The 11,591-nt window shown below is 44.3% G+C and carries 16 protein-coding genes; 1 reads left to right on the top strand and 15 read right to left on the bottom strand.

All coding sequences use genetic code 11. From position 1 onward, the window contains the following. Window positions 1-2: 2 nt before the first annotated feature. From gspD to CH367_RS17600, 4 genes are read right to left on the bottom strand one after another with little or no spacing between them, the layout of a single operon-like run. Window positions 3-1,787, bottom strand: coding sequence for a type II secretion system secretin GspD (gspD, locus tag CH367_RS17615; protein WP_100763793.1), 1,785 nt, complete (start codon window positions 1,785-1,787; stop codon window positions 3-5). A gap of 7 nt (window positions 1,788-1,794) precedes the next feature. After that, window positions 1,795-2,697: a general secretion pathway protein GspC gene (locus CH367_RS17610; protein WP_100763792.1), complete on the bottom strand. Its 903-nt coding sequence runs from the start codon at window positions 2,695-2,697 to the stop codon at window positions 1,795-1,797. Window positions 2,698-2,754: 57 nt separating this feature from the next. Next, complete coding sequence (locus CH367_RS17605; protein WP_100763791.1) at window positions 2,755-3,765, bottom strand: LysM peptidoglycan-binding domain-containing M23 family metallopeptidase; 1,011 nt, start codon at window positions 3,763-3,765, stop codon at window positions 2,755-2,757. Continuing rightward, window positions 3,734-4,108 carry a type II secretion system-associated lipoprotein gene (locus CH367_RS17600; protein ID WP_100763790.1) on the bottom strand — a complete coding sequence of 125 codons (375 nt, stop codon included), beginning with the start codon at window positions 4,106-4,108 and terminating at the stop codon, window positions 3,734-3,736. Before CH367_RS17600 ends, CH367_RS17605 begins: the two co-directional genes overlap by 32 nt. A 166-nt stretch (window positions 4,109-4,274) precedes the next feature. Between CH367_RS17600 and CH367_RS17595 the strand changes: the two genes are divergently transcribed. Next, on the top strand, window positions 4,275-5,813 hold the full coding sequence (locus CH367_RS17595) for a YifB family Mg chelatase-like AAA ATPase (protein ID WP_100763853.1): 1,539 nt from the start codon (window positions 4,275-4,277) through the stop codon (window positions 5,811-5,813). A gap of 19 nt (window positions 5,814-5,832) precedes the next feature. Here the strand turns inward: CH367_RS17595 and CH367_RS17590 are convergent, their stop codons facing one another. The 11 genes from CH367_RS17590 to rpsP form a co-directional block, all read right to left on the bottom strand. Next, window positions 5,833-6,030: a hypothetical protein gene (locus CH367_RS17590; RefSeq protein WP_000836436.1), complete on the bottom strand. Its 198-nt coding sequence runs from the start codon at window positions 6,028-6,030 to the stop codon at window positions 5,833-5,835. A 96-nt stretch (window positions 6,031-6,126) separates the two neighbouring features. Beyond that, a complete protein-coding gene (locus CH367_RS17585; RefSeq protein WP_425268867.1) occupies window positions 6,127-6,468 on the bottom strand; it encodes a YraN family protein in 342 nt (113 codons plus the stop codon). Between the two features lie 19 nt (window positions 6,469-6,487). Then, window positions 6,488-7,678 carry an HD-GYP domain-containing protein gene (locus CH367_RS17580; protein ID WP_100763788.1) on the bottom strand — a complete coding sequence of 397 codons (1,191 nt, stop codon included), beginning with the start codon at window positions 7,676-7,678 and terminating at the stop codon, window positions 6,488-6,490. Then, the gene (locus tag CH367_RS17575) at window positions 7,675-7,944 is read right to left on the bottom strand and encodes an EscU/YscU/HrcU family type III secretion system export apparatus switch protein (RefSeq protein WP_100763787.1); all 270 of its coding nucleotides are present in this window, start codon (window positions 7,942-7,944) and stop codon (window positions 7,675-7,677) included. The genes CH367_RS17580 and CH367_RS17575 overlap by 4 nt, the downstream gene beginning before the upstream one ends. Further along, window positions 7,945-8,694 (bottom strand): hypothetical protein, encoded by a 750-nt coding sequence (locus CH367_RS17570; RefSeq protein WP_100763786.1) that lies wholly within the window; start codon window positions 8,692-8,694, stop codon window positions 7,945-7,947. Window positions 8,695-8,755: 61 nt separating this feature from the next. Next, window positions 8,756-9,433 carry a ribonuclease HII gene (locus tag CH367_RS17565; protein ID WP_100763785.1) on the bottom strand — a complete coding sequence of 226 codons (678 nt, stop codon included), beginning with the start codon at window positions 9,431-9,433 and terminating at the stop codon, window positions 8,756-8,758. Between the two features lie 6 nt (window positions 9,434-9,439). Next, window positions 9,440-9,871, bottom strand: coding sequence for a 50S ribosomal protein L19 (gene rplS, locus CH367_RS17560; protein WP_100763784.1), 432 nt, complete (start codon window positions 9,869-9,871; stop codon window positions 9,440-9,442). Continuing rightward, a complete protein-coding gene (gene trmD, locus CH367_RS17555) occupies window positions 9,868-10,536 on the bottom strand; it encodes a tRNA (guanosine(37)-N1)-methyltransferase TrmD (RefSeq protein ID WP_100763783.1) in 669 nt (222 codons plus the stop codon). The genes rplS and trmD overlap by 4 nt, the downstream gene beginning before the upstream one ends. Then, window positions 10,526-11,056 carry a ribosome maturation factor RimM gene (gene rimM / locus CH367_RS17550; RefSeq protein ID WP_100763782.1) on the bottom strand — a complete coding sequence of 177 codons (531 nt, stop codon included), beginning with the start codon at window positions 11,054-11,056 and terminating at the stop codon, window positions 10,526-10,528. The genes trmD and rimM overlap by 11 nt, the downstream gene beginning before the upstream one ends. Beyond that, window positions 11,049-11,279, bottom strand: a complete 231-nt coding sequence (locus CH367_RS17545; RefSeq protein ID WP_000391865.1) for a KH domain-containing protein — start codon at window positions 11,277-11,279, stop codon at window positions 11,049-11,051. Before CH367_RS17545 ends, rimM begins: the two co-directional genes overlap by 8 nt. After that, window positions 11,279-11,545, bottom strand: coding sequence for a 30S ribosomal protein S16 (rpsP, locus tag CH367_RS17540; protein ID WP_002176633.1), 267 nt, complete (start codon window positions 11,543-11,545; stop codon window positions 11,279-11,281). The genes CH367_RS17545 and rpsP overlap by 1 nt, the downstream gene beginning before the upstream one ends. Window positions 11,546-11,591 lie beyond the last annotated feature (46 nt).

The following is an 11,591-nucleotide window of genomic DNA, read 5'->3' as shown; positions in this document are numbered from 1 at the left end:
TTTCAATCCCCTCTTTCTTTGATTTCTTTTTCTTTGTTGAGAATTCTCTCTCTTTCGAGTTCGTATCTTTCCTGTTGCATTTTCTTTTTCACGGTCATCTTATCCGCGTTTTCTCTACTGTCTAGTATATGCGGTGTGATAAAAACCATCAAGTTCGTCTTCTTGATTTTTTCGGTGGTTCTTTTGAAAAGATGACCTAAATACGGAATGTCTCCGAGCAAAGGAATTTTAATGATTCGTTTTTGTTTATCGTTCGAGATGAGTCCCCCGATCACGATCGACTGTGTGTTCTCGATCGAAATGGAAGTTTTGATTTCCCGTCTGTTGAACGTAGGGTTACCGCCGGAAAGCGCGATCTCCGCGATGTTTTTGATCTCTTGAAAGAGTTCCAAAGTGATCTTGTTGTTCTTGTTCACGTGCGGAGTGAACTTGAGTTTGATCCCGGTAGGACGGTATTCGTAGTTGTCCACGGTCACCGCGTTCGCACCGCCAAGACCCGCGTTTCTACTTTGAGTTCTAACGGGAACGTCCTGGCCGACGCTGATCTCCGCTTCTTGATTATCCACGGTCAAAACTTGAGGAGCGGATAATACATTGAAGTTTTCATTTCCTTGGTTGGCGCTTAAGATACCGATGATTTGTTCGGAACCCGCTTTCAAAAATCCCAAAGAGAAACCGCTGAGTGTATTGATGTTCGGATTGATTTGTCCGTTCGAGTTGATGATGTTTGCTTCTTTGGAAAGACCCGAGTTAAACTGACCGAACGCTTCTCCCTTATATCTCCAGTCGATACCGAAGTCGTTTAAATCGCTGGATGTAAGTTCTACGATTAGAACTTCCAAGAGAACTTGTTTTCTAGCGGAATCCAAGACCTTGATGATCTTTCTAATCTCGGTCCATTCGGTGTTGGTTGCGGTTACGATTACGGAGTTCGATTCTTTGTGACCGACCGCTTTGATCTTATCAACCTTACCCGGAATTGCTCCCTGCGCTTTTTTTTCGGGAGAAAGTTCTTCGGATTGAACGACCGGATTGTCGAGTTTTACGAGGGTCGCGGCGATCTTTTCCGCTTCACTGTGTTCCAGCGTATAGATATGAACATCGCCTGCGGATGCGATCGCACCGGGAGTCGCCTCTTCCAATTTCATATCGAGTTCGTTTACTAAGATCAACAATTTGTTGATATCCGCCGCGGAACCGGAAAGAACGATCGTGTTCGTATTCTTATAAACGATCACGTCCGTGTTCGGAGAAGTAAGACGTTTGAGGATGGGTTCCAATTCTTCCGGCTTTACGTTTTCGACCGGAATGATCTGTGTGATGGTTCTGAAATCGCCCACTTCACTTTCGGGGATAAGATCCTTTCCAACACGAACGACGGGAGATCTCGCAAGAGCGTCCTTAATTTTAACGATGGAAATCAGATCGGGCTCTTCCACAACGCCGAAGCCTAAGGATTCCAAAACAGATTTCATAAAGATGAATGCGTTTTTGATCGGAATTTCTTTTTGAGAAATGATCGTGATTTTTTTGCCCTTTAAGCTTTCGTCCAAAAGAATATTCTTTCTCAGAATGGCGCTCATTCCTTTGAGAAAGTCGTTCAGTTCCGTATCTCTCCAGTTCGCATAAAAGGTTCTTTCCGCAGGTTCTTCGGATGCGGTCGATTTCGTCTTAACGGAGGTTTTCTTTTTCGATTGGGATAATACGGGTTTGTCCCATACTAAAAACAATAGCATGAGAATCGAAAATACTCTGAAGAATGGAATTTGATTGGTTGTTCCGGGCATTTTTTTTTTAGTTTCTGATAATAAATTCGTAGGTGAGAATCTGGCTACCTCTTTCCACATCTACCGTAATCTTATCGGCAGTTTTTACGGCTCCCCAGATCTCTAACATTTTTTCGGTTTCGGTCAACGGCATCCCGTTTACCCGTTTGATGATGTCTCCATTCCTTGCACCTAAAGCGTAAAAGATATGATCGGGTGCGACGCTGTAGATTTTGTAACCCGTTATCTTTCCGTTGATCAAAGCGGGTCCGAATCTTCCGTTCTTATAGATGGCCGCCGGGTCTTTCAGCTTCCGGTTGACGTCTTGTCTAGATAGAACTTTTCGGATCGTATCGGCCGATGCGGGTTGTCCCCCGTCCGTTTTGGCTCCTGCGTCCGGATTCAACTTGGCCCTTGCCTCTCCGGGGGTCTGACCTATCTCGACCTTAAGAGCGATCCCTCCCTTTTCTAAAACGACGTAGTTTAATGCGATCGAGCGGATCTTATATCCGGCGACGGTTTCGCCTGTCGCAAATTCCTGAGCATCCGGTTTTCCTTTTTCCACGATTGTAACTCGGGCAAAGGACCAGTGGCCGCTTAAGGTTCCGGTGATTTTCATTTCCTCACCTTCTCCGGTATCGGGCGGTGCGGTGGACATTTCACCTTCCGTTTGGATTTCGCCGGCTCTTGCGACGATTCCTCGGATTAGATTTCCTTGAACCATTTCCTCATACGAAGAAAGCGCTCGGTTGGTTTCCGGTCCCGTTTTTCGGACCGGATTCACGTTGGAACTTACGGCTTGAACGCTTGGATTTAAAAAGGCGAGAATGACCGCTCTCAAAAGATACGCGAGAGAATAAGAAAAGAATAATATAACAGGAATGAGCGTATAGAAAGTGTTCTTCCTGAGTTCTAAAAAAATCGCGTTCATAGGGTCGGATCAGTAAATTTTTTTTAGGAAACCGGAAATGTTCCGATTTCCATTCTACTACAGTCTGGCAAATTTACCGGGGTCTAAAGGTGTAACAATCTTTAGCGTCTTTCTCAAAGCCACATCCGGATTGATTCTATTTCCGTTTAAAAAAACTTCAAAATGGAGATGAGGTCCCGTAGCCGAACCGGTTCTGCCGACGGCACCTATGACCGTTCCCGCGCTCACTCTCGTTCCCTGTTCGATGGTAATTTTCGCGCAATGCGCATACATGGTTTTATAACCGTTTTCGTGATCGATGATGACCGTGTTTCCGTATCCGCCGTTGACTCCCGTAAACGAAACGATTCCGTCCGCTGAAGCGAGAATCGGAGCGCCTTGAGAACCGCCGAAATCCAGTCCGCTATGATAACCGCCAGATCCTGTATGAAACGGATCCTTTCTTCTTCCGTAACGAGAAGTAACCTTCGCGTTTACGACCGGATAAACGAAGACCTTGCGGAATTCCACTTTTTCGCGGCTTGCATTCTTAACTTGAACTGGAATGGAAAGACTTTGGCCCAATTGGAGCGTGGAATTCTTTTTCAGCCCGTTCGCGGAGCTGATTTTCTGCACGGAGGTTTTCATCGCTCTCGCGATTTTAGAAAGAGAATCCTTCGGTTTAACTACGTAATTCTTATAGATGATTCCGCTGTGGCTAACGATCTTCGAGGAGATGATCTTATTGACGCTGATAAAACTCGGAAGTTCTAAATTGGATTTATCCTTATGATAATTGAGGGAATACTTTTCTTCCTGCCAGTTTTCGGGAGACTGGGAGAACAGTTGTTTGATTTTACGTTCTTCCTTATCGGAAAAAAAGGAAGAATCCTTATTGGTGTATTCCGAAATCTCCGCGTCGTAATTCTTCAACGGATCTGCGGAAAGAGAGGTCAGAACCAATGTGGAAATCAGGGGAATAAAAAATAGTTTTCCATTCACCTTTTTAGTATCGGAACCGGGTCGGGCCGATCTTGAACCCACCCTTCTAGAGGATTTATTTTTTCTTTTTGTATTCCACGAGTTCATTGGCTATCAGTTTATCCAGATCCTCTATCGTAATTTTCTTGCCGCTGTATTCATCATTCAATTGATAGATGATCATTCTTCCGATCGCATATTCCCTTTTGTGGTCCGCAGGATAACATTTGATCTTCACCATCGAAGGCGTCGATTCCACGTAAATCCGAACGAGCATTCCCTTTTTAAAGGTTTCCGTATTGGAGACCTTTTTGTCTTGGGTTAGGTAATAAATTTTTTCCACATAGTGTTCGTTGATCTGAGCGACTACGTCTTTGCGGATCAGTCGGTTTCCGCATCCGGCGAGGAACAAAAAGATCGCCGGAAGCAAGAAAACAGTGATACGAAACATTTCAGAGCAAAATTACAGAGGCTAAACGTATTTGAAAGGAGTTTTTTTGGAAATGGCCGGAAACCCCTTTAATTTTTCGATTTCAAGACCGTTTTTCTAACACGAAATCGTTATTCTCCCTTCCGTGAACGGATGTTTCGGAACCGTACTTCCCGAGGAACAAAGTATGAAAAATTCTTGGATCTGTTTGACGGGCGCCAATCTGGAAGGACTCGATGCGTTTGCGGTTGGCGTGGAAATCAATCTTAAACGGGGCCTGCCGCGATTTATGATTACCGGTCTTGCGGCCCAGTCCATTCGAGAGTCTACTGAAAGGGTCCGGATTGCACTGGAGAACAGCGGCTATTCCTGTCCGTTTCAAAATATTCTCGTAAACCTTTCCCCGGCCGGCAGAAAAAAGGAAGGCACCTTGCTCGATCTATCGATTGCTTGCGGGATTCTTGTTTTGACCGGACAGATTTTTCCTTCCGGAAAATTACAGAGAACCCTTCTTTTGGGAGAATTGGGTCTGGACGGAAGCCTCAAACCTTTGAAGGGAGTTTTGCCCATTCTTTCGGGAATGCCTTCCGAAAAATACGATACCGTAATTCTTCCGTTTCCCAATCAAGAGGAAGCGTCGGTGCTCAAAAAATTCGAGGTCTTCGGAATTTCACACTTACGAGAACTGGAAGACGTTTTGGAAAATCGAAAAAGACCGGAAACCAAATCCAGAATCCAAATCAGAGAAGTGGAAGTTTTAAAGGACATAGAACTCTACCAAGATCAGATGGTCGCATTTCGGGCGGCCGAGATTGCGGCCGCGGGTTGGCATCATATTCTTTTTTCAGGGCCGCCCGGAATCGGGAAAAGTCTTCTTTCGAAGATGATCGGTCTTTTACTTCCTTCCCCCGGAGAAAACGAGGCCTTGGACATTTTGAAAATTCAATCCGCAATTTCTCCGTTGAAAGAATTGATCGCGGAAAGACCTTACCGCGCTCCGCATCATACAACGTCCGAGATTACCTTGGTCGGCGGTTCCAGAGATTTGAGAATGGGAGAAGTCACTTTGGCGAACCGAGGAATTCTATTCTTAGATGAACTCGCGGAATATAAATCAGGAATATTACAAACGCTTCGAGAACCGATGGAAGAAGGTTCGATTACGGTTTCTAGAATCAGCGGAACCGTAGTTTATCCGGCGCACTTTCTTTTGGTCGCGGCGACCAATCCTTGTCCTTGCGGGTTTTACGACGTGAAGGGAGAAAGCTGTTCCTGTAGCAAGGATAGAATCAAAAAATATCAGGCGCCCTATTCCGGTCCTTTCCGAGATCGGATCGATTTGGAAGTTCGTATGTATCCTCTCAATGAGGAAAAAGAGAAAGAACGAAAACGAATACCGGTTTCTTTGAAGGAAACCAAGGCACGCATTCAAAAAGCCGCATGGATCCAAAAGGAACGTTATCTTGGAAACGAATTTTATTTTAACGGACAACTCAGAGGAAGTTTCGTAAATTCCTATCTTCAGTTCGATTCCGTTTGTGAGGAAATTTTAGAAAAGGAAATGAAAAAAAGAAAGCTGAGCGTTCGTAAGTTCAATCAAATTCGAAAAGTGGCTCGGACGATCGCGGATTTGGAGGAGAAAGAGTGTGTGGAAGAAAATCACCTTCTAGAGGCCCTGAATTTCCAGAATGCCGGAAATTACGGAGAAAACAGGGCCGTCGCTTAATTCCCGTTAAGCGAGAAGTCTATTTTGCAAGAAAGTGGGAGATTTCCATAGCAATCTTATCGATCGCAAAATCGATGTAGCTTGGGTCTTCCAATTTCTTTTTATAATCCTCAAATTTTCGCTTTTTTACCGGCATTCCCCGTTTCCGGAGGATGACCGGATCCGGACCAAAATCATCTGATTCGGCCAGATTCCCTAAAATCGTGATGCTCTTCATAGTTACTTCCTTGTAACGATTTAAGGCTCTCTTCCTTGAGAACCCGCAGACAATTTAAGAATTCGGTGCTTGTTGGAAGTACCTTAACGTACTATTTCAGAAGAGGTCAGGATAATATTCACATCCCTTTTTTGCATTTACGGAGACAAGACAGAATGAGACAAAATGATTTTGAAAGGAACCATTCCGCGCGATAAACCCTTCGGCGGCCTTTCTCATCCTCGTTTGTTTCGCCTGGTTAAACGCGAATAACGGATCGAACTCGTGGAATTCTTTCCAAAACTTGACTTCGGTAAAATAAAGGACTTCTTCTTTGTTTGAGATTATGTCGATCTCGGCGCGACCGAAGCGGTAATTTCTTTGAACAATCATATGACCGAGCGAAATCAAAAAATCGGAAGCGATGGATTCTCCCTCGTATCCCTTGATTTTTCGAATCGACCGCAAAGGGAAGAATTTACGCGCTGATTTCCTGAAGATCCACCGGACGAGAAATGAAAAGGTTCGTTTCCTTCAAAAGATCGACCAGGATCAGATGGCGGACCATTTCACCATATTCATCTTTTATAATACGAATGCAGGGGCGAATCGGTTTATCCGGGTTCGGGCCCAAAACAACTCCGATTCTTTTATCCGAAAGTTCGATACAAGATCCTACCGGATACAAAGAAAGATGGTTGAGAAGAGATCTTACCAGCTTGAGATCGAATTTTCCCACATCCATGCTGATCATGGATTTGATCGCTTCGTGAGGAAGAATTTTCTTTCTGTGGGGACGATTGGTTACAAGCGCGGAAAAGTTATCCGCGATCGCGTAGATCCTCGCCTGTTCCTCGATCGCGGTTCCGGCTAACTTTTGAGGATAACCGTTTCCGTCGTATCGTTCGTGGTGTTGAAGCGCGACGATCGCGAGGTTATTTTTCAGTTTCATCTTTTGGGAAAGAATCTGATAACCCAGAATCGTATGTTTCATGATCGTCTTGAATTCTTCGTCCGTCAGTTGTTCGTTTTTTTCCGAAACGGCGGACGGAACCTTACACATTCCAATGTCCGCTAAAAGACAGGAGATTCCAAGATCGATCATCTTCGGTCTGGAATATTCCAGAAGTTTTCCGAGGATCAAGGAATAGAAGGTCGCGTTTGTGATCTGATTGTAGAGATAATAACCGGTCGGGTTGTTCGCAAGAATCAGATAGGATATGTTTTGATTGCTTCTTACGAAGTCTGTCAAACGTTCCGCGATCTCGCGAACCGGGGTGACCTCCAACGGCTTTTCGTCCAAGGTTTTTTTAAAAACATCCTGAAGGATCTGTGTGGTTTCTCGGAAGAGATTTCCGAACGTAACCTTGATTCGGTTCAAGTTATCGTAAACCGCTTTGAGGGGTTGTAACTCTTCTTCTACGACCGTATTGATGATGATATCGTCTATGCTTGTTTCCAGGATTTCCGGATCCGAGGAAGTGTTTCCGCCGAGCTGGAGAATTTCTCCCGCAGTCATAACCTCTCTAATTCCGAACTTATTCAAACGATCCAAGTCGCTATCCGTCACGGGAGTGTTTGAAGTGATAAATAAATTTTCCTTATCTAAGTAAACGGGTTTTGAGAATCTCATTCCCGGCTTAAGTTCGGATACTGCTAACTTCTTCATTTTAACATTTCCCTTTTTCCGGAATTTGAATCCAACTCCAGGATCATAGAAAAGATCGCACCTACGGCTCTGTAAAGATTTTCGGGAATTTCCGATCCAACGGGAAGATCGGAAAGGGATTCTGCAAGAATCGGATTCTCAACGATCGGAACGGAATTTTTATGCGCGATCTTACGAACTAAATCTCCCAAAAGGCCTGAGGCTGAAGCGGTGATCACGGGCGCGTTGTCTTTGTTTGGGATGAATTTGAGGGCAACACTGATCATTTACGCATTCCATTCCTTTTGAGTCAGGGAAGATTTATAAGCCAAATTGTATCCCTGAAAGCTCACTGACGATTCCATTAAAATTCTCTTAAATTTTTCTTTGTTTTGGCAAGCATGCAAGTACATTTTAAAATTATCAAAAGTGGCGTTGATTTGCAGATCTTCTCCCGAGTTTTCCTTCCATAAGAATAGAACCATTGTCTTTCCGGTTTTTTCGGTCTGAATTCGAAATAGGAATTTTTTAGTTTCCTCTTGCGGGTCGTAGGTTCCCTCCGCATTTCCTCCGGGAAACTCCCAACGAAAATGTGGTAATTCGGAATTCCATTCTAAAAAAGGATAATAGGTTTTTAAAACTTTGAACAAGGATGTCTCCGGTGAAGCGTCCTTAAAATCTGCTCCGTTCATTTTCTCGGAAAGTTCCCGAACGCTCATTCCCATCGTTTCCAATTTGTATGGAGAATTTTCGTTTCCTTTCAGCTCTCTTTCTAAGATCCTCAGTTCTATCCCTTTTTTTCCCGACTTTACGGCTAACGTGAGAATTTCTCCCACGAACAAGGGACCCGAGTCGGAGGTCGTTTTCAACTTTTTTCCTCCAATGGAAATCCAGGCTCCTCCGGGAAAAATTTCCAGAACGATCCCTTTGACGTTTCGGTTCAAAGGTAAACCGGCAAGCTGAGAATTTAAGGGATCGGATTCTTTTCCAAAAAGAAGTCTTAAATTTCCAGTTTGAAAGTCTGCAGAAAGTTTCATGTACGACATCGTGAAGACCGAAAAATTCTCGAGCCTTTTGTTCACTCGTTCAATGATTAGACTATGAGAGAGGCTGTGGAAATTTTCCGGTAAAACTTCTTCTATGAATATCGGAAAGTCCGTGGCGAAGAATCAGTTCCTCGTGAAGTTTTGTTCCGTATCCCTTGTGTTGGTCGAACCGGTAGTCCGGATATTTTTTGGATAAGGAGATCATATAACGATCCCGATCCACCTTCGCGAGAATGGAGGCGGCCGCGATGCTTACGATTCTTAGATCTCCTTTTGTGTAAAAGGAAGAACGGCTTTTGAGAAACTTCCATTCGGGATAACGGTTGAAGTTATAATTCCCGTCGATCAGAAGTTGGAGGGGCAACGTCGATTGGGCGGTTCGAATCGCGAGTTTGGAACATCTTCGAATCCCTTCCAAAACGGCTCGGTTGATCCCTTCCTTATCGATATAACTCGGACTTAGAAAAGTTCGATAAGAGATCTGAGCGGTTTTGAGAATTTCCGGGTAAAGAGATTCCCTTTTTTTTTCGGAGAGTTTTTTGGAATCGGTCAATCCCTGGAGGATCTTTCCTTCCAGAATTTGAGTGAGCGTATTTTGGGAAAAGGAGACCAGTGCAACAGAAAGAGGCCCCGCATAAGGACCTCTTCCGGCTTCGTCGATCCCACAAGGAATCGAGTCTGAGTAAAACCGGTTTTCTTCCGGTTCAAAACGAGTTGGGAATTCCGGCAATCCGGATTATTCCGCCGCAGGAGCCGCAGACTTTGCCGCCGCCGCAGATTCCTCTTGTTGTTGTCTTTTTCTATCTTCACTCACGAGTGTTTTACCGCCCTTGAGTTCTTTGATACGAGCCGCTTTACCAGCAAGATTTCTCAGGTAATAAAGTTTCGCTCTTCTTACTTTACCTTTGCGGATGAGTTCGATTTTCGCGATTCTCGGGGAAAACAATGGGAAAATTCTTTCCACACCGATATCGTAGGAAACTCTACGAACCGTGAAAGTTTTTCCGTTTGCTTCGTTTGCGATGGAGATAACGACCCCTTCATAAACCTGGATTCTTTCTTTTCCAGACTCAACAATTTTATAATGTACTTTTACAGTGTCGCCTACGGAAAAGTTTTGTTTTCTTTCTGCGTCCGGAGTTAATACTTCTTTTAAAAGTTGATTCATAATTTCCTCTCTTGATCGGGGTCGATCTTCTTTCTATTTTGTTCCCTCCACGCTTCTATTTGTGCGTGGTTGCCGCTGAGCAGGACGTCAGGAACTTTCCATCCATTGTATTCCGAGGGTTTTGTAAATTGCGGATATTCCAATACATCTGGATGATTGTGTGATTCATCCAGAAGGCTTTCCCCTGCGCCTAAAAAACCCGGCAGAAGTCTGGACACCGCATCCGCTATACAAATGCTGGCCAAATCCCCGGCAGATAATACATAATTTCCAAGGGACATTTCCATGTCAACTAGATGTTCTGCTACACGGTGATCCACTCCTTCATAGTAACCGGAAATGAAAGTAATCGGTTTTCCCGACTCTTTGAGTTTGGTTGCGATGCCTTGGTGAAACGGAACTCCGGATGGAGATGTGAGAATTACGATTCCCTTATCTTCTCCTAAGGATGAAAGCGCTTTGTGGATCGGTTCCACACGAAGGAGCATTCCCGGCCCGCCGCCGTAAATCGTGTCGTCTACGCGATTGTGTTTGTTCCCCGAGAAATTTCTTAACTGAATTACGTTTACGGAGAATACGCCTGACTCGATCGCCTTTTGTTGAAGACCTTCGGAGAAATAAGACTGAATCTTTTCGGGAAAGAGTGTGATGAAATTAAACTTCATTCCAAACCTCCGGTTGTATCAAAACGATCGTCTTCTTTTGCAGATCGACTTCACCCACAAAAACGTGTATGAAAGGAACCAAAACTTCTTCCCCTTCCGGTTTTGCAAAGATAAGAATCGGATGCGCGGGATTGTCTTGAACTTCGGTGAGTTTCCATTCTAAATTCTTACCCGACTCGTCGATTGCGCTTAGACCGATCAGTTCTCGAATGTAGAACTCGTCCTTGGTTTTGATCTTTGGAAGTTTGTTTTGCGGTAAATGAAGAATTCCGCCGATCCACTTTTCCGCTTCATCCGGTGTGGAAACACCTTCGAAACGAACTACGAACTTTCCGCTGTGTGGACGGATTTCCAAAAGAGTAATTTCTTTCGGTTGGAAACTCGGATCAGGTTTTGTAAGTCTGAGAGAAATCGGAAGTTTGATTTCAGTGAGAGCCGATTCTCGGACGTTCAAACGCAGCCACCCTTTGATTCCAAAGGGTTTGCCCAATTGTCCGAGTGAAATCCACTCTTCAGTCAATGATTTCTAAGGAGAAGTTTTTTCCTGCTTTAACGGAAGCCGCAGTAAGAATCGCGCGCAGGGATTTTGCAATACGACCGTTCTTACCGATGACCTTTCCCACGTCTTTCGGGGAAACTCTGAGTTCGATGATGTTTTGTTCTTCTCCTTCGATTTCCCGAATTACGATTTCTTCGGGAAATTCAACGAGAGAAGCAACAATGTACTTCAGTAATTCTTCCATTACTTCTTCAGAGTGGTTTTGTATTCTGCCCAGATTCCTGCGTTTTTAAACAGGTTCAGAACGGTTCCAGTTGGTTGAGCGCCGTTTTTTAGCCAGGTAAGAATTTTTTCTTTATTGAAAGTAGTTTGTTCTTTGATTTGCGCTGGATGATAATGACCCACGATATCCACGAACTTTCCGTCTCTAGGAGCTCTGCTGTCCGCGGCGACAATTCTATAATGAGGATCGTGTTTGGTTCCAGTTCTTTGTAATCTAAGCTTTACCAAGGGATATTTTCCTTTTAACCCATTCTATACTTTCGGATCGAGGACG

This window comes from Leptospira barantonii (assembly GCF_002811925.1).
GTDB lineage: Bacteria > Spirochaetota > Leptospiria > Leptospirales > Leptospiraceae > Leptospira > Leptospira barantonii.
The sequence above is the reverse complement of the archived record's forward strand: the minus strand, read 5'-3'. Positions and strand labels throughout refer to the sequence as shown.

Bases quoted from the DNA above. Each gene is read 5' to 3' on its own strand.
- CH367_RS17580 (WP_100763788.1), bottom strand. From the start codon at position 7,678: ATGAAGAAGTTAGCAGTATCCGAACTTAAGCCGGGAATGAGATTCTCA.
- CH367_RS17590 (WP_000836436.1), bottom strand. From the start codon at position 6,030: ATGAAGAGCATCACGATTTTAGGGAATCTGGCCGAATCAGATGATTTT.
- CH367_RS17605 (WP_100763791.1), bottom strand. From the start codon at position 3,765: ATGAACTCGTGGAATACAAAAAGAAAAAATAAATCCTCTAGAAGGGTG.
- CH367_RS17595 (WP_100763853.1), top strand. From the start codon at position 4,275: ATGAAAAATTCTTGGATCTGTTTGACGGGCGCCAATCTGGAAGGACTC.
- CH367_RS17545 (WP_000391865.1), bottom strand. From the start codon at position 11,279: ATGGAAGAATTACTGAAGTACATTGTTGCTTCTCTCGTTGAATTTCCC.
- CH367_RS17570 (WP_100763786.1), bottom strand. From the start codon at position 8,694: ATGAAACTTTCTGCAGACTTTCAAACTGGAAATTTAAGACTTCTTTTT.
- rplS (WP_100763784.1), bottom strand. From the start codon at position 9,871: ATGAATCAACTTTTAAAAGAAGTATTAACTCCGGACGCAGAAAGAAAA.
- trmD (WP_100763783.1), bottom strand. From the start codon at position 10,536: ATGAAGTTTAATTTCATCACACTCTTTCCCGAAAAGATTCAGTCTTAT.
- gspD (WP_100763793.1), bottom strand. From the start codon at position 1,787: ATGCCCGGAACAACCAATCAAATTCCATTCTTCAGAGTATTTTCGATT.
- CH367_RS17575 (WP_100763787.1), bottom strand. From the start codon at position 7,944: ATGATCAGTGTTGCCCTCAAATTCATCCCAAACAAAGACAACGCGCCC.
- CH367_RS17610 (WP_100763792.1), bottom strand. From the start codon at position 2,697: ATGAACGCGATTTTTTTAGAACTCAGGAAGAACACTTTCTATACGCTC.
- CH367_RS17600 (WP_100763790.1), bottom strand. From the start codon at position 4,108: ATGTTTCGTATCACTGTTTTCTTGCTTCCGGCGATCTTTTTGTTCCTC.